This is a genomic window from Nostoc spongiaeforme FACHB-130 (genome assembly GCF_014698475.1).
Taxonomy (GTDB): Bacteria; Cyanobacteriota; Cyanobacteriia; order Cyanobacteriales; family Nostocaceae; genus Nostoc_B; species Nostoc_B spongiaeforme.
This window is the reverse complement of record NZ_JACJTB010000022.1, coordinates 23,964-49,615: the sequence shown is the minus strand read 5'-3', so window position 1 is coordinate 49,615 and position 25,652 is coordinate 23,964. Positions and strand designations below refer to the sequence as shown.

Genomic DNA, 25,652 nt, shown 5'->3' with positions numbered 1-25,652 from the left:
TATGAATGAACCTGAAGAATTAAAAATTTTAATGGTTGCTTTAAGAGGAATTGGTAAAACCAGCCTTTTGGCTGCAATGCACGAAGAATTTAATAAAACCTTTGAACGTGCTAATCTTCAAACTTGGATGGATGATACCAACACCTTACGTGCAATAGAAGAATGTAAAGCTATTCTCAAAAATATAGATCCACGCTTAAAAAAACAAGTTACACCAACGCAACCTAAAGAAAACCCTTGGAATGATCAAGGTTTTTATTTTGAGCTTGGAAGTAACGGCAAAAAATTCATGAAATTGAGGTTTACAGACCCCTCTGGTGAATACTTTAATCCTCATGCAACTTCTGAACAAAAAAATTATATTAAACAACAGCTAAATCAATGCGATGCAATAGTTATTCCTATTGATGCTACTGCGCTTATGCAAAAAAAGACAGGTAAAGTAAGTTACGGAGAAATTGGAACATGGCATGAAGAGAAAAACAATTCTCAGCGTATTACTCAGCTATTAAAGGATGCCTTTTCTAAGGTGCAGTCACCTCGGTTAGTCATTCTAGCTCCAATGAAGTGCGAAACTTATACTAGAACAGCTAGAGATGCTGAAAGTTTATTATACCACCTCAAAATAGCCTACAGTGAGTTGCTTGATTTTTTAAAATCAGATTCTTTAATCAATAATGTTGCTGTTGTAGTAACTCCAGTACAAACTATTGGAAATGTAATATTTTCTCATTATAAAACTGATGAGAATAACTTTACTAAATTTTACTATCATAAAACACCAATTAATGCCCCATACGAGCCAAAAGATGGAGAACAGCCGCTTCGGTATATTTTACTATTTCTTATTAATGTTTATTTAGAAAACAAAAAGAATATTTTAGTAAAAGAAAAAGAAAATCTGGAAAAATTTGAAACGAACTTAGGTGTAGAAAAATATCATTTAGAAATTGCTAAACAGGAATTCGATAATAAGCAAAAGCTTTTAACTGAACGTAATAATATGTGGTGGTTGTTTAGAGAAGTTGCTAACTTATTTGATGACCGAGAAACTCCCTATCATACCGCAAAAAATCAAGTTGAACAAAAACAAGCTGGCGTGCAAGAAATCCAGAGTCGTGTACGCTCAAGTTTGCTTAAAGTAGAAGCGACTCAAGAACAGATTAACACTTTCAATAATGCCTTATTTAGATTTGCTATTGGCTCTAAAAATAATGATGGCTTTGCAATCATCCAAGGGCATAAATGGTTAGAAGTTCCCCAGCCGATTTTTTAAAAAATTATAAAGGTATTGAATGATGAGTAGCTTTGAAATTTATGTAAAAACTTCGGCTTTGGGCAAAACAGGTATTCACTGGCGTAAAATTGAGAGTGAAGAATATCAGCCTGTAGAAGTTCCTAGCTTAATTAAACGTCAAGTTATAAGTGACGAGAATAATCAAGCAGTTATCGTTAACGATTTAATTGATGAAGTAAAGCCGTCTCTTATTATTTTGAGAGATAATGAGGAAAATAAGCTTTTATTAGAAGTCACAGGTATTGAGTCACCCAATCGATCTAATAAGCTAGGAAGGAAGGTACTAAATTCTATAGTTTGGATAGCTGACGATTTAGAAGACAATGAAGAAGTTTTACGTAAAATTGCCTGTAGTGCAATTTCTAGCATTTTAGATAAAGATTTATCTTTTTGTAAAATGGTAGAAGAATCAATTGATTTTTTTGAAGTAGAAGAATTTAGAGCTAATTTAAATACGATTAATAAATTTACTCAGCAAATTGAAACAACCTTTAGCTCAGATAATAGCCATGTAAAATCTTATCAAGAATATTACATAGGAAACAAATCAACTTCTCATTTAGAGAAATTAGCCGAAGAAATACAAAACCATCCTTTACCTAAATGTTGGATTAGCTGGGATGGGCAAACAAAAACTGGTGGTGTTTTAGTTGTTGTAACAGAAAATTTAGAAAAACGAAATATTTTGTACAAAGCTGGTGTGTGGAGAGGCTTTGCATCCGTTGTAGAGGAACCAGTTAGAAACAAGCCTCTATTAACGGAAAAAAAAAAGGAAACAATATCCTCAGCCGAACCTCATCAACACAAGAAATCTCCTGCTCCTCGAAAGAACCAGAAGACTCGTTTCATAATAGTGTTATTGATAATAGCGATAACAATTGTGGTGATAGCAATCAGTTTCCAACTTCTGTTCCAACCCCAAACACAGCAGAAACCACAACCACAATCACAGGTAGAGCAGACTTCCAAGACTCAAGCGGAACAGACTTTGGAACTTCAAACACAACCAACTCCGACTTCAGAAGCTCAATCACAGGGAGAACAGACTCCAGAGATTCAAGCGAAACAGATTTTAGAACCTCAAACACAACCAACCCCAACTCCATAAATTCTATCTTTGATTCAGTCAAATCTCTAGTTTATGTTGCTAAAGATATGGTTTTCTCACTGACTGGAGAAACAATAACAAGTTTGATGCATCGGCTAGATTATGATAACAATTTAAATTTATTTTATATTATTAATTTTCTAGCTAATTACCATTTATCTAATATTGATCAATCACAAAAGCATTACCGAAAACTTATGAATAGTTATGGCAAGCTTATTGGTAGAATAAATTCTATTGATTATTATCAATGTAAAGTTGGTATTCTTCCTAAAGAATTTCGCGTTGAGCATACAGCTAACCTACCTGAGTATCTTCTGTTAGTTAATAATTTTAATGAATTACCTAATTACCAACAGAGAAACATAAGCAATCTAATTTGGTTTATTTTATATTGTAAAAAATATAAATTGGACTCACCACAATCGTATAATATTTGGAAGCATTACGCTAGATTAGCTGAAGAAATTAAATTTGTCTCTGAAGATTTTGAATAAAACAAAGATAAATTATAGTTTTAAAACTCAACATTTATATCAAAGAAGCTCTGTAAGTTTTGATAGAGATTCAACAGCAGTATCTGAAGACTTATCGGTATTGACAGAGATGAAACAAGCAAACTTTGCTGAGTATCCTCTAATAGGATTTGCATTTAGAGAAACTCTGACTTCAAGATTACACGAAATTGAAGCCCCGCTTATAAAAAATCTCACTTCAATTGTCTCCACACGCCAACCTTTAATGCTACTGCCATCTTTTGGGCATTCTCAAAAGCCAACTGATTCGGGCATTCCACATTGAATTGCCGTGTTATAGCCAAACCATGCTTGAGCAATTCCTCTTGAAAACTGACCTCAACACCACCCTTGCCATAAGCCATCACTTCTGCCATAGTCTTTCCATTGCTATCTTTTTGGACTGGAATGATCATCACTTGATTATCGTTAATGGCAACAAGCGATCGCAATTTCTCTTTGGCTTGATTACTTAATGCTTGCCCTGCTGCATCAATACCACAAAGTCGAACTGGCATTTGATGTCCATCGGTTTGTCGAACAGTCATGCTTTCGCCATCTGTCACTTCTATAACAACCCATTCTTCTGCGAAAGCGATAGGTGAGTTATTTTGTGAGTGGACAATCCAAATTATAGTGCTACCCAGGGCGATCACACTAAAAATAATTCCAGTTTTCCATAATAGGTTCATGTTACTGGGGCTGTGTAATGCAGGAAACCACAATCTTAACCGCAGTTTATTTGATGCACACGATCGCCTTGTATTTGTTCTGCTCTAGGTAACGATGTACACTGTTTGGGGCAACTGTACAGAAACTTATTTCTCCAAAATCGCTACTGGTTAACGATTGGGCTTGTCGTGTAAATATGTGTGTAGGCAATTGTATAGAAAGTATTGCCCCACTTGCCTTTCAGAAACCACATCAGATGAGTAATATATGTATACATGGTACAGAAAATTGTCTATACAGTAATAATTTATTCGCGTTAAGAACTTACTACGAATTTGTCTGTCGGTTCGCAGACTAATTGAAAATAACCTTGTGTAACCCTGATTCTTTAGCCCAAGAGCGATGGCTACGACAAGCAGAGCCAGAAAGCTGATGATTTCGTTGAATTTTTTCAATTACTCTGCGAACTGATATGACAAGTGCGTGTAGAGGAGTGTATAGAAAGTTTTGCCATTCCTGAAAAGAAGCTTCAGAGCCTAAAGTATAAGGTAAGCAAACATACTCACACATCAAACGTTAAAACTTTGCTTGGCTATAGCTGTAATGTAAGGGTTGAGCCAAAATAAGTTGAGCAGGCGTGCGAAGCCCAATCAACTTAGTCCTGCGGGATGCCAGTGGAGAGCGATCGCCTCCAGAAGGATTCACATCCTCATTGCTACAGAGATCGCAGTTGCCAATCGCGCCCGTAATTTTCATTACACTTTTTTTCTCTAAGACGTGTTTAGGAATACTGGATATTAAGCGGTAAAATAGTTAAAACTATTTATATAGTTTATTGTGTTTATATAGTTTTTATGATTTATAGAGTTTATTTCGTTTAAATTCAACCCAGACTGTAGCACTTACGCCTGAAAAAAAGAGCGATCGCCAGTTGGTTAAAACAGGCAAGATATAAGTTTAATAAAGTAGAATTTGTAGAATTGCGAGATGATTATCAACCGACCCCAATGGCAACTATCACTAATAGAATCCGACAACAGAATCAGTGCGGAGTTAGTGGTATTCGATGAGCAAATCTTCTCCAACATCTTAGCAGCAATCCAACATGATTGGCAACAGCAGGTTCAGGACTTTTACACTGCTGAAACAAGAAATTTCAACCAAAGCCCCTTATCGCCTAACTTTCCCTATCTATGCAACACTTCTCTCACTGTTTGGGCAGTCCAGTTAAAGTGCGCTGCTATCTTCTCTACATACCAACCATGTGCGCTCAATCTAATCACTTCGGCTCTATCTTTCACCTTTTATCGCTCGTTGTTGAGAAGAAGGCACAACGGCAACAGCCACGCAGACAAGAACTAGCTGGTGAACTCGCTGACATTTTGTTTGCTGTCATCTGTCTAGCTAATTCTCAAGGAATTGATTTGCAAGAAGCTTTTGAGCAGATGATTGCTAAATACAACACAAGAGATAGCGATCGGTACTAATAGAGGTATAGGTAAAACTGTTAAATTTTAGCCGACAATATTGGACACTCATAATAAACTAAAGCATTATTAAATCACAATAATCCAGTAGCGATCGCAACTACTCCCAATAGAATATGGCTAACAATGACGCTATATAAATTTATGAACCGAGTATAGTGATATCCCCAAATAAAACCGATTACTAGAGTGAACAGTAGAGTTGGTAAGTCCCAGTAAATTGCATGGACAAAACTATACAAAATAGAAGAAGTAACAAGAAAGTATTGAGAAAAACCAACTTTGGAGAAAAGATAAAATAAGTAACCTCTATATAAAAACTCTTGCAAAGGTGCAGACACAATAACAAAGAATAAATAGAAGTACCATTGGATAGCAGAATTATCAATTCGTATTCCTTTTATAAAATAATGAATTATTATTAATCCTGTCAATCCGAATGTTACGGGTAAAACACTCTTTATTGCAGGTATTGTGTTATTGTGTTTGAAACCTAATTCTTCTAAAAGAATTCCTGTATTTTTAGCATACAAAATTACTGAAATGGCAATGATTATTAATAATATAAACCGAAAATTAAATGGAATGATGCCGACGAGTATCAAGATTACTGGCAAAATATATATTAGGAGAACAATTAATATAAATTTAGCTTTCTCACTTCCTAATTCTGCCATTTTTATATTTCGGTTACTTTGTTGTCAATTAAGTAAATAACTAAAATAAATATAAAAACAAAAAAACTAATTGAACCAATCCAAGTAATAAAAGTACTATGACTACTAATTCCAAACATCTGATCAATTAGAAATGCGCTACCATGAATTATCATTAAATTAGTTAGTGCTACTATAGCAATAACAATAAGACTTAAAATGTGGCGGTATTTTGCTACTTTAATCTGACTCATGGTTACGACAAGTGTCATAACTAATAGAGAAAAAATGAATAAATAGACAAGTCCTGCAAGATTAGTTAACTCTGTATTTATATCAAATAATAATGACTTAATTTGGTCTGTATAGTAATAATAAAAGGGATACCACAACAGAAGCCCTGTATCACAGATAATCAAATAACTAATATACTTATGCTTCTTAAATACTGAATTAGGAGCAAGTAAGTTTTGCATCAGTAAAGCAAAAATTTCTGCTGCACAAAAAAAGATAATAAAGTAACTGAAAGCATAAAACCAACGACTGAATGAGAATTGTCCTTTCCAGATATGATACTTCAAGACATTTCTTAAAAAGCTATTATAGCCTTGATAGTTTCTGTTTTCTTGCTCCTGGCGTTGAGTACTAATAAATTTTTTTAGAGATTCTTCGATATTTTGCTTTTTGGCAGTAATATTACCTCGTGAATCAATTATTTGAGTAATATCTAATAAATCTTTAGGAATTGTTTTTAGATCATTTTTAAATACTCGCTGCTCGTTAAATTCTTGGGCAAATTTTTGTGGATATACAACTGTTGTGGCGTTCGGCTTTAATTCAAGTAATAAGGTGGGATCAGTATTTAAATCTAAAGCTAGAGCAATGCAGCTTAAAACAAATACTACTGCTGTAAAACCCCAAAATATCTTTGCTTTTTGCCGAATTAGGCATATTGCTCTGTATAGTCCATATAGTGATATCCAAAGAAATAAAGATGGATAAATGACAAGGTGTGGATAAAGTTGAGCATAAAGCTTTAAAGTATTAATATTCCCAAACTCTGCCCAAATGCTCAATGGTAGTCCTATGATTGCTATCAGCAAGATAGTAAAAAGAAGGAACTCCCATTTTCTATCTAATCGACGCTCGGTAAACATTCCATCCCATGTTAGAGGCCGAGCTTCTGGATTGGCTACAATTACAGGGAGCCAACTTTTACCAGGATGCTTACCTTCTTCGTCAAACTCCTTACGCAGAGACTCACGCGCTGTACGCATAGAAGCAAATAAAGATTTACCCTTAACAAAAGCAGTAAGCAAATGTCTCAATAGCCTACGAGCGAACAAGGATTCAACAGGCTCACGCATGACTATACAGTAAGGTAAGGATAAGGAAGTTAGCTGATTTGCTAAACCCAAACCATCACAAGAATTAAAAATAGCAAGCTGTAACTTATCTCGAATGAGCCTGTCCAGTTGAGTTGTAAGATTGTCAATTGAAATTTTTTCAGAAGGGTTAATTTCAATCCAGCCTATTTTACCGTTTTCGTCACTTCCACTATGACCAGCAAAGAAAAATATATGCCAACCTTTAGGTTCTTGTAATGCTTGCTCTAGAGTTAGTCTATCTGGCTGGTGTAAAAGTTTAATTAGTCCACCATATTTCTCTAAATTAACGATTAAAGTCTTTTCTTCATCTAAGCCTAGTTTTTCGTCTCCAAAAACGGCCAAAATTCTAATTCTTGCATCTAGCAAGAGAGTTTGCTGTTGCTCAGGACGTTTAAAATTAGTGGCACTAATTGATACTTCTGTATTAGAGTGATTAATAAAGAATTTTTGCAGTACGTCCCATTCTTGCCAAGGTAGTCCCCTTAATTCTCTATTTTCGGTTTGAAGAAAAATTTGTATTTCTTCTTTTTCTGAATAGTAGCTTTCTAAAACCTGCTTAATTTTAGTATCGTTATTTCCATATTCATTGAGCCATGCTTCTTCATTTAGCCATTGGTTAAGGTTAGTCTTGAAATTATTGGCTAGTTGCTCAAAGTTAATATTACTGTCATCAATTTCTAGATTATTATTTGGATTAATAGGTTCTAACTTGATACGCCTAACAGAATCATCATCAGGATGAGGAGCAATATATTTTTGCCATTTGCGAAATGAATTTCTGAGATTTTTAGGCAAGAGAGATAAATAATAACCAGAACCTAATTCTTGTAATAGTCCTGCATTATCGTAAACTGTTAGGGTAACGGGTAAAGCTGCTATGGGTACACGTTCTAATTGAACGGAGTAGCCAAACTTTAAATATATTCTTTTGACCATAACAAGTAATTACTCTGGAAAATATTCTTTAATAGTTTCATTTCCCAAAGTTAAGCTAACACTAAAACAATCATTTCGTTCACAAGTAAATCGCTGACCATAAGTAATATCAAGCATATTACTTTGATTATCAGTGGATTTTTCCAGAATAATTTCGTCATTTTCATCGAGAATACAAGCTTTTAGCCCTTCCGGTAAATATCCTTTACCTTCAGATGGACGAACTTTCAAAAATATCTGTATTTCTGTTTCATTTAACGGCGTTATTGTGACGATAAGTTCTACAGATTTTTCTTTAAAGTTAATTGTTTTAATACCTGTAGCAGATTGAATAGTTCTTACTACTGGTTGTAATCCTTTTCGCCAAAGATTATCTAACCAAATTCTGTATAAATCAAATTCTAATTCTTCTTTTGCAGATTCACTCAAAGATTGAGTAGCAATAGTCATCACTTGTTCAGATTCTAATTGATCAGCTTGAGCAGAAGAAATCATTTTGACATTTAAAACTTTTATACCTAGTAAGTTATCTAATTCCTCTAATTCAAAAAGAGCTACAATTCTTTCAAGTTCGTCTTGAGAGCCTTCTATAATAAAAGTTCGGCGTTTTTGCATAATTTGAGACTCAGATATTTGTTTAATGGTCAATTATTCGACTAATTTTGCTGTGGAAGCCATTTTTTTGTAAGAGAGATTGAAGTTCATCAGCACTGATATCACTTTCGAGTAACATCAGGTTAACTTGTTTTTCTGATGTACAAGTTTGAGCTATCTTATATCCACTTTTTTCTAAATATGCAATGATATCTTTCCATGATGGCAGACGTTTATTCTCATCTGTTAAGTTCATTAATCGCTTAATATATCTGTGTATTCGATTAGACATCTCAGCATTTAAGTTTTTTATTCGCCTTTCTATGTCTTCACAAGCTGCTAATTCTTGAATAGTTGGAATCTTATGTCTGTAAAAGTAATAAGCAATCTCTCCTTTACTATAGCGAGACAGCGAAAGGCATAAGTATTTAATTTCTTTGTCAGAAAGTTCTTGACTTTGTGGATAATATTCGCATTTGAACTTTGTAAGTTGCAATAATAAGCGTTTAACGTCTATACCGGAGATTTGTTGAGCTTTTAAGCACTCTGGACAGAGATTTTTGTCTGCATTTCCGTGACACATATATGTATCAAAAAATACTGCATTGATATTGGCTGTTCACAACACAGTCTGCAACTTAAGGAAAATTAAGAGTTTCAGTAGTTTTTACTGTGACATGAACAAACACATGATATCAGTATTTTGATACGTATAAGCAGGAAGTATAAACAGCCCAACTTATATTTAGTTGTTGTGTAGCTTGTTGTGTTGGTGGATCTGTAAGCTTGTTTAAGATTTATCCAAACTAAATTGATCAATTAAGTAAGAGATATTAAAGAATAAAAGTAATAAAAACTTTGTTGTATATTTTTCATATGAAAGTATTGAATTAATAATAGAGTCTAATTTATTTACATCTTTAATATTTATCTTAAATTAAATTATATCTTCATCGCAATTAACTTATTTCTTTGTAAAATTTTAGGAGTTTAAAATGGCGACTGAAAATCCTCAACTTTATTCTGAATTTGAACTATTAACTGTTGTTAGCCAGATGAAGACTATAAATGCAGTTAATAAAGTATTAAACCTTGAAAAATATGGTATTTCTGACAAAGTTATAGCTGGTTCTATCCTTGAAGAGTTTCATGATCGTAATGAAACTCTGCGAGATGCTTTTATTCAAGTGTATGCTGATATATTTGCCTCAGAAGCGACGCATTTTCATATTGAACAAACTTATACAATTTTGAAATCTGCTCCAAGTTTGTGGGAACAAATAAAAAATGATCCTTCTCTTAAAGAAACTTTCGTCGCTGCTATTGATGTTGGTCGTGGCAACATACAAATTTATACGGCTATAGATTTATTATACAAGTACAGTGAACAATACCCTCATAGTGATCCATTAAATTTAAAGCACTACAAGAATGATTATAAAAGATTAACTCATGATCTTATTGATAGTCAAAATCCAGCAACAGTAATATTTGCTGGCTTAATGGTACAAAATGCTGCTCAATGGTACCAAAAAAATGCGTCAAACTGGAACAATCTTACACAAGAAGAGAGAGAATCGCTAATTGTTTATTTTTATAATGTTGGCGAGATGGCAATGAATGAAAAGGCAGCAAAAGCAAAAGAAAATGGAGGTTTATATAATCCTGACCCCTATCAAACACCAATTGCTCAAGAATATTTGAAGAACCTATCAGAATTAAAAAAAGTAATTCAGTTATATGAATTGCATCAATTCTGCTTTACGGCAGAAACACCAATTTCAATGTCAGATGGTACATACAAACCTATCGAACAAATTAAAGCTGGCGATGAAGTAATGGCATTTGATGGGTTGGGAGAACTCCAGCCACGCAAAGTAACCCAAACATTTATCACACCAGATCAAGAAGTCGTTCAATTAGGCAATATTAAAGTCACTTTAGGACATCATTTTCTCCAACCCGATGGCAGTTTTAAAGCTTTAGGTGAAATCGGTACTCATGGCTTTTTAGTTGGGGTAACAGGTAAACTCATTCCTCACCCTGGTATTAAACCAGTAGCAGGTAAACATACAGTCTATAACTTTACTGTTGAGGAATTACATACTTATGTCGCAGGAGATTATCGGGTTCATAACGAGTCTCTGTCTCTCTATCAACCTGTGACACCAGGTGGTCTTATTGGTGCATCAGTTGGTAGTCAAATTGGCTCTTATTTTGCTGATGATAAATTCGCCAGTCAGCTTGTAGCCCAATCATTAGGTAAAACAGTTGGTAGTTGGGTTGGAGATGCTATAGTTTACGAGTTTGACTTATCGAATGATCCTGAATTTTTAGCACGCACCGAAAAATCCTTATCATTAGCAGCACTGTACAAACGATTACCCGCTAGTTTTATTTCAACAGGGATTGGTTTGGGGACATCCAAACTAGCTAATTCTTTAATTAACACTTTTAAGATTGAAGATCCACTAACTCAAATAGGAGTTAGTACAATCGTCAATAACAGCAGTTTATTTTTAATACAAAAATCTGTTGCGTCTTTTGATCCAATTATTTCTGTCAAATTCTTTGGTGCAACACCAATCTATGAGATTGATAAAATTACAGGAGAATTTATTCTTGACTCCCAAGGACAAAAAATTATAGCTAATGCAGATGTAAGTTTAGAATCTTTTGGCAGTAATCTCTTAAATGCAGGTGCATCTGCATTAGGTTCATTTTTAGGTTCACAGTTACACCAAGCAGCGATACAGAAGTGGAATATTTTAAGTGAAGATTTTAGTGTTGAAGGAGCAGGAATAGGCGCGTCAATAGGTAGCTTAGTAGCAAGTCTGGGAGGTGCTTATACTTTAGGTACTGGTGCTGCTGCAACTTCTGTCGCTTCCAGTGTAGGAGCTTGGTTTACTGCTGGCTCTTTTGCTGGCCCTATTGGTGTTATTGTATTAGGTGCTGTTGGAACACTATTAGGTAGTATCCTGGGTGGGACATTTGGAGATAGAGACTATCCCCGTGCAGGATATTACGTCACCATCGAAAATGGAATATTTGTTGCTAGATTTAGTTGGAGAGAGGATGACGGGAATGCAGACTTAGCTCGGCAAATGGGCGAGAATGCTAAAGACATTCTTAATTATTTTGCTGTATCAATTGGAGGAAAAGCATTAAGTTCAGAGTTGATTGGTTATGGTCATTTAGTCCAAGAGTATATCTATTATCCTGCTAGTAAATCTCCTGGCTATTTTGGTGGGCATTCAGGAACAGGAAGCGTCAGATTTAATAATCCTCAAGATGCGATTATTCAGGGGGTTATTTATCAGTTAACAAGCACTCAAATAGAAGGAGGTGACTTATATTTAAAACGATTGCTTAAAAGCATCCAACTTTATGATAATACTCGTCCCGTTAGCATTAACACGATTGACAAATTAAACGAGGATTTTCAAGTCGCCAGAGAATGGGGCATTTACAAAGATAACCCTGTTTTGTATGAAAAAAATATCAACTATCTCAAAGCAAATGCCATCAACGATGCAGACACCAAAATTTTAGACTTACGCTCTCGTCCTCAAGATGCTTTTACGCCTTCACAAAATCAAGTTGATCCTCAAGTTAAAGATTTCAATCTCAACTTTTTACCATCTCAAGTCACACTCTCGCTGCAAGGTAATGATTTAGTCATCAACGGCGAACGGCTAACTAATTGGGTAACGGCACAGCAACGAGTAGAAATTTTGCGCTTTGCTGATGGCAGCCGCTTTCAGATTGTTGTTAATAACGGTTTAGTCAAGTTAGAAGATGAACGAGTCGCCAATTGGCAGCAAATTCAGACTAGAGCAACCCAACTCAACCTTGATACTCCTAACGCTTCTGATAATTTTGTTAACAGCAATGCCAGTCGCATCATTTACGGTTCTTTTAATTATGCTCTAAAATTTGATGGCATAAATGACTATGTAAATCTCAACAATCCATCTCATCTGAATTTCACAGGAGCAATTACCCTAGAAGTTAAAGTAAAAATCAACGCTACTGATGGACTGCGGAACATTATCTCTCATGGGCATACTTTCAATCCCATCTCAGAAGTATTTTTAAGGATTAATAATGGTCGATATGAGATAGGTTCTGGCAATGGAACTGTTTATGCTACCAGCTATGCCATACCGCAAGAAGATATTGGCAATTGGGTTCATTTGACTGGAGTTTATGATAATCAGGCTAAGACATGGAGACTTTATCGTAACGGCATATTAGCTAGTTCTACTCCAGCAAATGTCGGAGCATTGCTAGTTAATGATAACTGGGCGATTGGTGCTAGAGGAAATGGCACAGAACGATTCTTCAATGGTGATATTGATGAAGTTCGCATTTGGAATAAAGCCAGAACTCAAGCAGAAATCCAAGCTGATGTGAATCGTCCCTTAACTGGTAATGAATCTGGTTTAGTTGGTTATTGGAATTTAGATGATAGAACAGGAATAGTAGCAAAAGACTTAACTGCAAATCAGACTCAAGGAACAATTCAAGGTGCAGAATGGACTCCTAGCAGAACAGGCAGCATTGGAGATGATATTTTAATCGCTACTGCTTCAGGACAAACTCTTGATGGAGATAAAGGCGATGATATTTATCGCTATAACCGAGGACAGGGAACCGTAAACATCAAAGATGCTGGTGGATTAGATGCTATTGAATTAGATGCAAGTATTCAAGCATCCGACTTATTATTTGAACAAAATGGCAACAATTTAATTATTGCTCTCAAAGATCCAGCTAACCCTACAGCAACTATTTCTAGTTTATCTAACAAGCTAATTCTCTCAGACTTTGCTACGAAGAAAATTGAACTACTGCGTCTAAATAATAATGAAGAATATTTAATTACGCCTACTGGATTAACACCGAATAAACCAACGGCTGAAGCAAATAATCCTGAAACTTTTTTAGGAACTTACGGAGCGGATATTCTAAGAATTGGGAATAAATTTGCTGGTGCTTTATCCTTTGATGGCATAAATGACTATGTAAATCTCAACAATCCATCTCACCTGAATTTCACAGGAGCAATTACCCTAGAAGCTAGAGTAAAACTAAGAGCTACTGATGGACTGCGAGATATTATCGCCCACGGTTATACTCTCAATCCCAATGCTCAAGTAGGTCTCAGGATTAACAATGGTCGATATGAAGTTGGTTCTTGGAATGGCACTGGTTACTTTACCAGCTACGCCATACCCAAGGAAGATATCGGCAATTGGGTTCATTTGAGTGGAGTGTATGATAGTCAAGCTAAGACATGGAGACTTTACCGTAATGGCGTATTAGCTAGTTCTACACCCAGCAATGTAGGGGGATTAACGGTTAATAGTAACTGGGCGATTGGTGCTAGAGGAAATGGAACAGAACGATTCTTCAGTGGTGACATTGATGAAGTTCGGATTTGGAATAAAGCCAGAACTCAAGCAGAAATCCAAACTGATGTGAATCGTCCTTTAACTGGTAATGAATCTGGTTTAGTTGCTTACCATACTTTTAATGAAGTAACAGGTACAACCATCAAAGATTTAACTAGTTATCAAAATAATGGCACAATTCAAGGTGCTATCAAAGCTCTAACTAAGCTAGACGGAAATGACATTGATGGTTTCTTATCATTTGATGGCACTAATGATTCTGTTCAGAATCCTGCTAAATTCGCTGACGTTAAAGATACATTTACTATCGAATTTTGGGTAAATCCTACCGCGACTAGAGACTCTACCACACAAAATACTTCTGGAGTTAATGATTTTAATCAACGTTATGCGATTGTTCCTTTAAACGGAGCTTCAGTCTTGGGTTCAGGTCATGCTTATGCTGGCGTATCCGTAGGAACTAATGGAATTAGCGTTTTTGAACACAGTAGTTTTACTAATACTACTACTACTGTTAAGTATCTACCTTCTTTATTAGTTCATGACACGAACTTATCAGGTTGGAATCATGTTGCAATTGTCTATAATAATAAAACTCCAAGCCTTTATCTGAATGGTCAATTGATCAAAACAGGTTTGACCAGCACATTAATCGTACATCCAAGTGCTGTTTTAGGAGGTTCTGGAGTTTCTGACTATTTTCAAGGTTTCCTTGATGAAGTTCGCATTTGGAATAAAGCCAAAACCCAAGCAGAAATTCAAGCTGACTTGAATCGTCCACTAACGGGACAGGAATCTGGGTTAGTTACTTACTATAACTTCAATGAAGGAACAGGTACAACTGTCAAAGATTTGACCAGTAACTACAACAATGGCACGATTCAAGGAGCAACACGAGATACTAAAGCTCTAACAAGATCAGATGGAAATGACACTTACATTTACAGTTTAGACGACACTACCAATCTCAGTATTTATGATATTGGTAACTATGAAGGAGTCACCAGAGATGGCGGCATTGATACTCTAGAGTTTGGTGCAGGAATCACACTTGATTCACTGAAATTAACTCTGCAAAATAATAACCTCATTGTCACAGTTAACAACACAGCCACTATTACCATACAAGAGTGGTTCAAACCCCAAAGCAGAATTGAAATCTTCCGTTTTGCAGACAGCAAAGAATATAACCCAGTTGTCAACTTTGACGGCACAGTATCTCTGCAACCCGCCTTTAACCCTGGAGATCCCAATTACAACTTAGCCGCAGCAAAACCTGATACTTATTCCGTTAGTCCTTATAAATTGCTGACATTTGATTTAGCAGGAGATGGATTACAACTTATTTCTGCTGAAGATTCTCTCACTCTGTTCAATATAGATAACGACGATTACCCAGAACAAATAGGATGGGTTGCCCCCTCAGACGGTTTTCTGGTGTTGGATAGAAATAATGACGGACTCATTACCAACCTCAATGAATTCTTCTCTCTAGAACAACAAAATCAAGTCAGTTTCTTGGGCAATTTAGATTCCAATCAAGACTCAATTATTGACTCGAAAGATACAAACTTTAATCAACTCCGCATTTGGACAGACACAAACCTAAATAGCGAAGTTGAACTCGGTGAATTAGCTGCCCTGTATCGCTACGGAATTAATTCAATTTCTGTAATCTCGCAAAGCAAAAACTACAACATTGCAGGTAACAAGATTACTGCCTCAGCTTACTTTACTCGCATTGGCTTTGAAACCAAGCCCTATAGCCAACTCTACGATGTTGCTTTTACCTATAACCCCAACGGTGCAAAACTAGAACAGCTAAGTTCAGGTGTATCTCGCTTTTATTACGAAAACAAACCTGACATTATCTTTGCTGATGACTCAGGCCAAAATATTAACTTAACTATCGACCCTGTTGAAGTTTATTCTGTAACAGGCGGCAAAGGCAATGATATTTTAATTGTGAAACCCGGTAGTACCAAAGGAGCGGTTCTCAGTGGTGGTGATGGAAATGATCAATTAGTTGGTTCTGATGGCAATGACATCCTTACGGGAGGAGCAGGAATTGACTCAATTGATGGTGGTGCAGGTGATGACCTGATTACCATTGATAAATTTGATAACCTCAACAATATCAAAGGTGGAGCAGGATTTGATGTTTTAGTGATTGAAGGGGATGGTGATGTTAGCTTTATCCTTGATAATCTTGGTGTTGAAGTTGTCAACGGAAATCAAGGTAACAACACTTTTACCGCACTTGGTTCTCAGGATGTAATTATTTCCGGTGGTGCAGGCAATGATACAATCACTGGCGGTCAAGGAAACGACAGGCTAGAAGGAAATGAAGGCAATGATATTCTCAATGGTGGATCGGGAAATGACATCTTAATTGGGGGTCAGGGCAATGACACCCTCAATGGTGGAGATGGTGAAGATACGGCTTACATAGATGGTTCACTTGATGAATATATTCGCATAGAGCGCGATGGTGTCCTGGAAATACGTCATGCTCAGAATGGTCGAGATATCACAACTTTGACTAATGTTGAGTTCGTGCAGTTTAGTGATGGTCAAAGAATCAGCACCAAAGACCTGCTTCTTTGGGAGAAGTTCTATCTTCTTATCCATCATGACGTTGCTTTTACCGTCTCCAATGGAGCTTTAGCTTCAGGAAGCAATCATTATGTCTACTGGGGCAAAGCAGAAGGGCGGAAAACCTTATTTGATTTTGATGAGTCTTTCTACCGCAAAGTTCACTCTGATGTAGATACTGCGATTAGAAATGGTACTGTTACCTCGGCAGTAGCTCACTATATTGAACGTGGCATCTCCGAAGGACGAGCCGCTAACCTCAATTTTGACGAAACTTGGTATCGCACCCGCTATCCTGATGCCAATCAACAAATTCAAGCAGGACAGTTTACTTCTGCGGCAGCGCATTATGCAGCAATCGGCTTCCAAGAGGGGCGTGAAGCCAAATTTAATTCTCTTTACTCTTACTGGCCTTTAGTTGGTACTGCCAATCCCGATCTGCTGTACGGTGGTAATGGTGACAATGTAAACTTGGCTGGCGGTGCTGGTAATGACCAACTTTATGGTGAGGGTGGTAATGATATTCTCTACGGTGGCGATGGCAATGATACCCTCAATGGTGGAGAGGGTAATGATATTCTCAATGGTGGGGATGGTGTAGATACTGCATACTTGAATGGAATATTGCAACAGTTCTCAATATCCTTTAATCAGGGATTTGTTCATGTTAGTTCCACTCAGAATAATAACGATACGGACACACTTACCAATGTTGAATATCTGCAATTTAATGATGGCTTAAAGATTCGCATTAAAGATAAACCTGACTTTGAAATTGCTAATTCTCAAACAGAATTTTCTGGGTTACAAGGAGATAAAAATTGGTATTACGGTTATTATGACGGGCCTTTCACTAGTTCTGATTTTCAACAAATGACCCAGTTTAGTGGTGCTTGGTTTGCTCAATACGGCACTTATTGGACTTTTATTTCGGGTAATGGTGGTCATCCTAATGGAGTCATTACAAGTGCTGACAGAACACCTGTGGAACAGTGGGCAGTACGTCGCTGGGTCAGCGAAATTGACGGAGAAATCCAAATTTACGGCAATTTAGCTAAAGCTGATTTAGGTGGAAATGGTGTTATTGGACATATTTTCGTTGATGGAGTAGAAGTATGGTCACAGTCACTTACTGGCACTGATGGCACAGGAGTTAACTATCAAATCACAACAAAAGTTAACCGTAACTCTGTAGTTGATTTTGCTATTGATCCAAAAGATGCAAACGATGGCGGTGATAGTACTAGCTTTACGGCGCGGATTAATGCTCTTAACCAAACTCCTACCAATCTCACCCTATCTAACAGCAACGTAGCCGAAAATCAGGTAATTGGTACAGTAATTGGCAATTTCAGCACCACCGACCCTGATACTGGAGCTACTTTTACCTATAATCTTGTTACAGGAATAGGTTCAACTGATAATGCTCTTTTTGCGATCGCAGACAACCAGTTAAAAACTAATGCAGTTTTCGACTTTGAAACAAAGAATAGCTACAGCATTCGAGTTCAGGTACAAGACCAGGGTGGTTTATCTTACGAAAAACAATTAATTATTGGTATTAATAACGTTGATATCAACACGATCACAGGAACAGCAAATAACGAAAGTTTCACCACCACGAACGACAAAGATATTATTGACGCAGGAGCAGGAAATGATACAGTTACTAGCATTTTTGCTAACCTGCAACAAAGTGACACCATCAATGGTAACGCAGGTACAGATACCCTAGTTATCACCGGGGGAACAAATGCAACGAGCCTGACTATTAATGCAGGTAACTCCACAAGTCAGATTACAAGTATTACAGGTACAAAAATCTTAGGATTTGAACGCTTTGATTTAAGCGGATTTATAGGTAAAACCAGCTTCTTAGGCACTACTGGTAATGATTGGATTCAAGCAGGTTCAGGAAACGATTACTTGGATGGCAGTACTGGTAACGATACCATGATTGGTGGTTTAGGTAACGATACTTATGTTGTTGACAGTACAGGTGATGTTGTAAATGAAACATCTACATTAGCCACTGAAATTGATACCGTTCAATCTTTTATCAGCTACACCTTGGGGGCAAACTTAGAAAATCTGATTCTCAAAGGTAATGCTGCTATCAACGGTACAGGAAATAGCCTCAACAACTCCATTACGGGTAATGCTGCTAATAACATCCTCAATGGTGGTGCTGGTAATGATACTCTTGATGGCGGCGCAGGTGACGATACATTAATCGGTGGTGCTGGCAATGATACTTATGTTGTCGATAGCATCGCAGATGTGATTACAGAGAACTTGAATGAAGGCGCTGATACGGTTCGAGCCTCTATCAGTTACACTTTGGGAGCCAATCTGGAAAACCTGACTTTAACAGGTACGGCAGCTATTAACGGCACAGGAAACAGTCTCAACAACTCCATCACAGGTAACTCTGGAAATAACATCCTCGATGGTGGTGCTGGTAATGATACCTTGACTGGTGGATTGGGTAACGATATCTACATTGTTGATAGTACAGGCGATGTTATCAAAGAAACATCTACCTTAGCCACTGAAATTGATACAGTTCAAACCTCTGTTACCTACACCTTGGGTGCAAACCTAGAAAATCTGATTCTCAAAGGTAATGCTGCTATCAACGGTACAGGAAATAGTCTCAACAATACAATTACGGGTAATGCTGCTAATAACATCCTTAATGGTGGTGCTGGTAGTGATACTCTCTCTGGGGGAGTTGGTGGAGATACTTTAACTGGCGGACTAGGTGCAGACCGCTTTGTTTACTCTAATTTTGGCGATTCGCTTTTAGCTGCACCTGATCGCATTACTGATTTTAATCCGGCTGAGGGCGATCGCATTGTCCTTAATTCTCCAAGTTCTCTGCCTACAGCAGTCTTTAATGCGGGTGTTTTCTCAACAGCAACTTATTCTACGTTGAGTGATGCTGCGATCGCGGCTTATGCAGATACTAATCCCAATCTTGCAGGAACGCAACCATTAGATGTTAACCAAGCTGTATTCTTTGGCTGGAATGGAGGCACTTATCTATCGGCTAATGGTAGTACTGCTTCCTTTAATCCTAACACTGACCTTTTAACTAACGTCACGGGTATAATTGGCACTCTAGCTACTGGTTCGTTAACTACAAACAACTACTTTTCTGTGTAACTACCTTGTTTGAAAGCATAAGGTAAGCCAGTTGCTCATTTTATGCTTTCAGTAATAACAGCAGCGATCGCCCTGTGAGACAAAATAAGATACCCTGAACAATTAGGAACTCAAATGATTGCCTTTATTCCGAGAGACAATATCGTGCAGCAAGCGGAATTTTATAGTCAGACGGTGATTGAGTATGCACCTGATTGCGAACAAGCACAGAATTATCGTCATCTAGCCAAAGCAATTGACCAAAACACCAATTTTGTCATTCCCAAACCTTTGTCTAATCAGCAGCTTGAAACATTATGGATAAAGTGGGGAGTTGTGAGTGCTGAGTGCTGTTAGCACGGCATTAGTAAGTTTTACCACACTAGACATTAACCTTGTTGGTGTCAAATTTATTCCGATAGTTTATTTAACATCTCACATAGTTCTTCCTTTTTCTGTTTGGTATGTTGAACGCTGGCTAAAGTTGTCAATACTCCACCTGATGCTGTGAGACTGGCTTCAGATACTTTTTTGAAATAGAAAAGTCCCACACCAAAGAGAGTCATCAAGGCAGATGCAGCAGTAATACTTAACGCAAGGTTGTAGCTTTTACGTGTCATGTGCAGTAATTCGCGGATGATTTCTTCTTTGATATCGCTGTTGTGATTGTTATTTTGTGGTTTGGCAAAAAATTTCAACTGCATTGTGACTCTCCGAAATGCTGTATTGTTGGGTTTTGATATTTTTATGTTATGTGTAATTATCTAGATTTTAGTTTGAGTGAGGTATAGACTTCGGTATAAGAGAAGTAAGTATAAGAAAAGTAGGAGCGAAGTATAAATAAAGTATACAGATGAAGAGTAAGTTATATTTTTATCGTATTATTTTTTATAATAAAATCATTCAATCCAATCATCATGTTTTAGCTATGGAATGGCAAGATTTCCTGAAAGAAGAAGCTCGTATACATCGTTTGTCTAATGATCAGGAGGAGACCTTATTAGCAGCATTGCCAAAAATTAACGAGCAAATTAATCAAGTTCAGCTTGCAGAGAAGCTACAAATATCAGAACCTACAGTAAAAAGTAGATTAAAAGGAATTTATGAAAAATTCCAAAATAGTTACGATGAACTTAAAGAGAAATCAGGAGCCGGCAAATTACAAATTATTCATAACTATTTTAGAAGCAAATATTATCAAAGAAATAATGAACAAAATAATGTTGTAAAAAATCACAAATTAAATGTTTCTCCTGCTTATCCATCAGAATTTGAACGGCTAATTTACGAAAAAACATATCTATTTTGTGGACGAAAATTTGTATTTGATGCGATTGATTATTTTTTACAAAAAAACGCAAATGGCTATTTCACTATTATTGGTGATGCGGGGATGGGGAAAAGTGCCATTGCGGCAAAGTATGTATTAGATAATCCAGAAACTATTTGCTTTTTTAATATTCGTGCAGAGGGGATGAACCGTCCCGAATTATTTCTCAAGAAAATTCGCCAGCAATTAATTGCTCGTTTTCAGCTACAAAACCTAGATGATGATGATTTATCAACATTATTGACGAAATTAAAGGAAAAATTAGCTACTGGGGAAAGATTAATTATTGTTGTTGACGCGCTGGACGAAGTTGACCAAGAAGGAACAGCAAATATATTATATTTACCAACGATTATCCCCGACGGTGTTTATTTTATCCTCACCAGAAGACCCTATAATCAAAATGGACAAAGGCTGAATCTTTCCCCCAGCACTCCCACTCAAGAGTTGGATTTAAGAGAGAAAAACCAAGAAAGTGTGCAGGATGTCAAGGAGTATATTCGGGAATTATTAAGCGATGGCAAATATCAGCAGGGTTTAGCTGCATGGATTCAAAATCAAAATCATATTTCCCATGAGTATTTTATTGAGACAATCGCTGTAAAAAGTGAAAATAACTTTATGTATTTGCGGTGTATTTTACCAGCCATCGCTGAAGGTTATTACAGCAATAAGCCTTTGGATGAATTACCTGTGGGTTTGCAAGGATATTACCAAAACCACTGGCATATTATGGGGATGACTGCTAACCCTTTACCGAAAAATAAAATCAAAATTGTTTATGTCATGTGTGCTTTGCGTAGTGCTGCTTCCCGTGAAGTGATTGCTAAATATTCCAAGCAGAATGCATTGACTGTGCAAGAAGTTCTGGATGGATGGGCGCAATTTTTACAGAAGCAAGAAAGCTATCAACCACCACGTTACCGATTTTATCATGAGAGTTTTCGGGATTTTTTGCACCGTCGGGATATTGTCCAAGCTGCGGAGGTGAATTTACCTGATATTAGCACTGAAGTTGCTAAAAATATGACTGAGGGGCTAATTTTATGAGTAATCTACGGGATTGGTTAGCAGAAAGATCATCGGAACAAACAGAGCATTTTCTCGGTGAAATTCCGCGCTTATGTTTAGATGGTGGGGAGATTGATAAATATTGTGATTTATTAAGTAATTATGATTTCATACAAGCAAAAGCTAATCATCCTCTATTTGGAGTACAAGCACTGATTGAAGATTATCAAGTAATCGAGAATGACGAATTAGCAAATCAACGAGAAGATCATCTCGAAATTATCAAGGATTTAAAATTAATTAAAGAAGCATTGCGACTATCGGCGCATGTTTTAAGTCAAGATAGAAACCAGTTAGTCGTACAATTAACAGGGCGTTTATTACCCTTTAAAGAAAAAGCAAAAATTCAAAACTTATTACAACAAATATCCCAAACTAAAATACCCTGGTTGCGTCCTCTCACTTGTAGCTTAATCCCTCCCGGTAACGGCTTAGTTCGCACCCTGACTGGTCATACTAGTTATGTTAGTGTAGTTGCCCTCAGCAGCGATGGTAAATATGTGGTTTCTGGTTCCTGGGACGATACAGCCAAAATCTGGGAATTAGCAACAGGAAAGGAAATTCGTACCCTCACTGGTCATAGTGATAGGGTTTATGCGATCGCGCTTACCAGAGATGATAAATATGTGGTTTCTGGTTCTTGTGACAATACAGTCAAAATCTGGGAATTAGCAACAGGAGAGGAAATTCGCACCCTCACTGGTCATAGTGATAAGGTTGATGCGATCGCGCTTACCAGAGATGATAAATATGTGGTTTCTGGTTCTTGTGACAATACAGTCAAAATCTGGGAATTAGCAACAGGAAAGGAAATTCGCACCCTCACTGGTCATAGTGATAGGGTTTATGCGATCGCCATCAGCAGGGATGCTAAATACATCGTTTCTGGTTCTGAGGATCAAACAATCAAAATTTGGGAATTAGCAACAGGAGAGGAAATTCGCACCCTCACTGGTCATAGTGATGAGGTTGATGCGATCTCCCTCAGCAGCGATGGTAAATATATAGTTTCTGCTTCTGGAGACAAAACAGTAAAAATCTGGGAATTGTCCACAGGTAATGTTATTCGCACCCTGACTGGTCATGATAGTAGGGTTAATGCAGTTGCCCTCAGTAGCGATACTAAGTACATCGTTTCTGGTTCCTGGGATAAAACAGTAAAAATCTGGGAATTAGCAACAGGTAAGCAAATTCACACCCTGACCGATCATAGTGATTTGGTTCATGCTGTTGCCCTCAGCAGAGATGGAAAATATGTGGTTTCTGGTTCCTGGGATAAAACAGTCAAAATCTGGGAATTAGTAACAGGGAAGGAAATTCGCACCCTGGCTGGTCATAGTGATTTGGTTCGTGCTGTTGCCCTCAGCAGAGATGGAAAATATGTGGTTTCTGGTTCCTGGGATAAAACAGTCAAAATCTGGGAATTAGTAACAGGAAAAGAAATTCGCACCCTCACTGGTCATTATAGTAGGGTTAATGCAGTTGCCCTCAGTAGTGATGGAAAATATGTGGTTTCTGGCTACTGGGATAGCACAATCAAAGTCTGGGAATTGTTAACAGGAAAAGAAATTCGCACCCTCACTGGTCATTATAGTAGGGTTAATGCGATCGCCATCAGCAGGGATGCTAAATACATCGTTTCTGGTTCTAAGGATCAAACAATCATAATTTGGGAGTTGTCTACAGGTCAGCAAATTCGTACTTTTACCACCGATCATACTGATTTGATTCATGCGATCGCCCTCAGCAGTGATGGCAAATATGTGGTTTATGGTTGCGAGGACAGAACAGTCAAAATCTTGGAATTGGCTACAGGGAAGAAAATTTGCACCCTGACTGGTCATATTAGTGATGTTAATGCGATCGCCCTCAGCAGTGATGATAAATATGTGGTTTCTGGCTCCTCGGACAAAACAGTCAAAATCTGGGATTTGGCTACAGGAGAGGAAATTCGCGCTCTGACTGGTCATAGTGATTGGGTTAATGCGATCTCCCTCAGCAGCGATGGTAAATATGTGGTTTCTGGTTCCAATGACAATACAGTCAAAATCTGGGAATTAGAAACAGGAAAGGAAATCGCCACATTTACAGGGGAAGGTAGTATAGGTTGCTGTACTATTACTCCTGATGGTGCAACAATTATCGCAGGTGATGCATCGGGAAAGGTGCATTTCATCCGTTTAGAAAATGTTGAGGTACAGTCATGAACACCCCACCTCAATTAGATTGCCAATTCCAACAAATAATTTTAGAAAAAAGCCAAAATTTTACTAATTGCGAATTTATCTTTACCGCGATTGATGATTTTATCCACAAATATAACCGGGGTTATTTCACTATCGTTGGTTCTCCCGGTAGCGGTAAAAGTGCCATCCTCGCTCAATTTTTTGCTAGTTATAATTCTCATCCAGATATTAAAATTATCTATTACAATGCCCAAATAAAAGGCAAAAACACCGCAGAAGATTTTCTCAAATACGTTTGTAGTCAATTAATTAGAAAAAAACAAGAAATCCCCGATAATGCAACGGAAGGAAGTTGGTTTTTGTCCCTATTACTCCAACAAATTAGCGACGAAATTGCACCCAACCAAAAACTAATAATTGCCATTGACGCACTAGATACAATTAACCCCAACAAGCAACCCCTAGGAACAAACCTGTTATATCTCCCCCGATATCTTCCCCCAGGGATTTATTTTCTCCTTACCCGTCGTCCCTTCAAACCCGAAAAATCTGGTTTACTCATCGAAGCACCATCCCAAATTCTCGATTTATCCCCACATAACTTAAAAAACTGGGATACTGACTCAGCATTTACCCAACATTGGCAGCAAATGCAAGGTGAGGGTTTCTCTGATATTGCCATAAAAATATTGCAGATTCTCGCAACTGCCGAAAATGAAGGTATATCAGCAAGTACCATACTGCAAAGGATTCACCGAACAAACCCACCAACTCTTGATGCAGATATATTCGATGTGGAAGAAGTTTTGGAAAATTGGTTTGAGTTTTTACAACAGCATCAAATAAACAACCAAATCCGATACAGCTTGTATCATGCTAACTTCCGTGAATGGTTGGCAGAAAAATTGAGTTAGGATAAATCTTTCCCTGTGGATTCAATACCGTTACCAGAATAAGAGCATGAAGAGGTAGGGTGTTTCGTCGTAGAGTTATTGTCTCTTAGTCTCATGTCGAGCTTGTCAACTCCTACTGGGGTAAACCCGAAAAACTTCTACAGTATTTTGTAATTTACGCTCCTCATCAACTGTTGGCTTCAATCAGTGCTTACAAGGAAACTTTTAGAAGTGTCGCTGAGGATCTGGGAATAGCCAATGCGATTTGTATGAACGCTACACGCATTATCCGCGATCGCTGTTCCACATTAAAACAAAAAACTACCTTAACTTCTACTCTAGATGAGCGAACTGTTGACT

At 37.2% G+C, this 25,652-nt stretch carries 16 protein-coding genes and 1 pseudogene; 9 read left to right on the top strand and 8 right to left on the bottom strand.

All coding sequences use genetic code 11. The annotated features are described in order from the left end of the window. The first annotated feature begins 1 nt into the window (after position 1). Genes H6G74_RS16995 through H6G74_RS16985 form a run of 3 tightly spaced genes read left to right on the top strand, consistent with a single transcriptional unit; the run spans position 2 to position 2,902 of the window. Positions 2-1,276, top strand: coding sequence for a TRAFAC clade GTPase domain-containing protein (locus tag H6G74_RS16995; RefSeq protein ID WP_190968785.1), 1,275 nt, complete (start codon positions 2-4; stop codon positions 1,274-1,276). A gap of 22 nt (positions 1,277-1,298) precedes the next feature. Next, on the top strand, positions 1,299-2,405 hold the full coding sequence (locus tag H6G74_RS16990; RefSeq protein ID WP_190968784.1) for a hypothetical protein: 1,107 nt from the start codon (positions 1,299-1,301) through the stop codon (positions 2,403-2,405). Between the two features lie 47 nt (positions 2,406-2,452). Next, on the top strand, positions 2,453-2,902 hold the full coding sequence (locus H6G74_RS16985) for a hypothetical protein (protein WP_190968783.1): 450 nt from the start codon (positions 2,453-2,455) through the stop codon (positions 2,900-2,902). Positions 2,903-3,114: 212 nt separating this feature from the next. On the opposite strand, the gene H6G74_RS16980 is transcribed toward H6G74_RS16985, so the two are convergent. From H6G74_RS16980 to H6G74_RS31835, 3 genes and pseudogenes are all read right to left on the bottom strand, one after another. Beyond that, positions 3,115-3,612, bottom strand: coding sequence for a thermonuclease family protein (locus H6G74_RS16980; protein ID WP_190968782.1), 498 nt, complete (start codon positions 3,610-3,612; stop codon positions 3,115-3,117). Positions 3,613-4,168: 556 nt separating this feature from the next. Further along, on the bottom strand, positions 4,169-4,348 hold the full coding sequence (locus tag H6G74_RS16975; protein ID WP_190968781.1) for a hypothetical protein: 180 nt from the start codon (positions 4,346-4,348) through the stop codon (positions 4,169-4,171). A 434-nt stretch (positions 4,349-4,782) separates the two neighbouring features. Next, positions 4,783-4,896 (bottom strand): annotated as a pseudogene (locus tag H6G74_RS31835) (helix-turn-helix domain-containing protein); the annotation flags it as partial. Between H6G74_RS31835 and H6G74_RS16970 the strand changes: the two are divergent. After that, positions 4,855-5,079, top strand: a complete 225-nt coding sequence (locus H6G74_RS16970; RefSeq protein WP_199341035.1) for a MazG nucleotide pyrophosphohydrolase domain-containing protein — start codon at positions 4,855-4,857, stop codon at positions 5,077-5,079. The pseudogene H6G74_RS31835 and the gene H6G74_RS16970 overlap by 42 nt on opposite strands. Before the next feature lie 74 nt (positions 5,080-5,153). Here H6G74_RS16970 and H6G74_RS16965 read toward each other — a convergent pair whose 3' ends face one another. Genes H6G74_RS16965 through H6G74_RS16950 form a run of 4 tightly spaced genes read right to left on the bottom strand, consistent with a single transcriptional unit; the run spans position 5,154 to position 9,236 of the window. Next, a complete protein-coding gene (locus H6G74_RS16965) occupies positions 5,154-5,756 on the bottom strand; it encodes a CPBP family intramembrane glutamic endopeptidase (protein WP_190968779.1) in 603 nt (200 codons plus the stop codon). A 2-nt stretch (positions 5,757-5,758) separates the two neighbouring features. Continuing rightward, complete coding sequence (locus H6G74_RS16960) at positions 5,759-8,059, bottom strand: CHAT domain-containing protein (protein WP_190968778.1); 2,301 nt, start codon at positions 8,057-8,059, stop codon at positions 5,759-5,761. 9 nt (positions 8,060-8,068) lie between these two features. Then, positions 8,069-8,674 carry a DUF1822 family protein gene (locus H6G74_RS16955; protein WP_190968777.1) on the bottom strand — a complete coding sequence of 202 codons (606 nt, stop codon included), beginning with the start codon at positions 8,672-8,674 and terminating at the stop codon, positions 8,069-8,071. 22 nt (positions 8,675-8,696) lie between these two features. Next, a complete protein-coding gene (locus H6G74_RS16950) occupies positions 8,697-9,236 on the bottom strand; it encodes a hypothetical protein (RefSeq protein ID WP_190968776.1) in 540 nt (179 codons plus the stop codon). Positions 9,237-9,648: 412 nt separating this feature from the next. Between H6G74_RS16950 and H6G74_RS31220 the strand changes: the two genes are divergently transcribed. Both H6G74_RS31220 and H6G74_RS16925 read left to right on the top strand, forming a co-directional pair. Beyond that, positions 9,649-19,833 carry a LamG-like jellyroll fold domain-containing protein gene (locus tag H6G74_RS31220; protein ID WP_242051256.1) on the top strand — a complete coding sequence of 3,395 codons (10,185 nt, stop codon included), beginning with the start codon at positions 9,649-9,651 and terminating at the stop codon, positions 19,831-19,833. Between the two features lie 84 nt (positions 19,834-19,917). Further along, the gene (locus H6G74_RS16925) at positions 19,918-20,169 is read left to right on the top strand and encodes a hypothetical protein (RefSeq protein ID WP_313888490.1); all 252 of its coding nucleotides are present in this window, start codon (positions 19,918-19,920) and stop codon (positions 20,167-20,169) included. A gap of 53 nt (positions 20,170-20,222) precedes the next feature. On the opposite strand, the gene H6G74_RS16920 is transcribed toward H6G74_RS16925, so the two are convergent. Then, a complete protein-coding gene (locus tag H6G74_RS16920; RefSeq protein ID WP_190968774.1) occupies positions 20,223-20,516 on the bottom strand; it encodes a TRADD-N-associated membrane domain-containing protein in 294 nt (97 codons plus the stop codon). A 224-nt stretch (positions 20,517-20,740) separates the two neighbouring features. Between H6G74_RS16920 and H6G74_RS16915 the strand changes: the two genes are divergently transcribed. Genes H6G74_RS16915 through H6G74_RS16905 form a run of 3 tightly spaced genes read left to right on the top strand, consistent with a single transcriptional unit; the run spans position 20,741 to position 25,313 of the window. Continuing rightward, complete coding sequence (locus H6G74_RS16915; protein ID WP_242051255.1) at positions 20,741-22,192, top strand: hypothetical protein; 1,452 nt, start codon at positions 20,741-20,743, stop codon at positions 22,190-22,192. Beyond that, entirely contained in the window at positions 22,189-24,420 is a 2,232-nt protein-coding gene (locus H6G74_RS16910) for a cytochrome D1 domain-containing protein (protein ID WP_190968773.1), read from the top strand. The genes H6G74_RS16915 and H6G74_RS16910 overlap by 4 nt, the downstream gene beginning before the upstream one ends. Further along, positions 24,417-25,313 carry an ATP-binding protein gene (locus H6G74_RS16905; RefSeq protein WP_190968772.1) on the top strand — a complete coding sequence of 299 codons (897 nt, stop codon included), beginning with the start codon at positions 24,417-24,419 and terminating at the stop codon, positions 25,311-25,313. The genes H6G74_RS16910 and H6G74_RS16905 overlap by 4 nt, the downstream gene beginning before the upstream one ends. Positions 25,314-25,652: the final 339 nt, after the last annotated feature.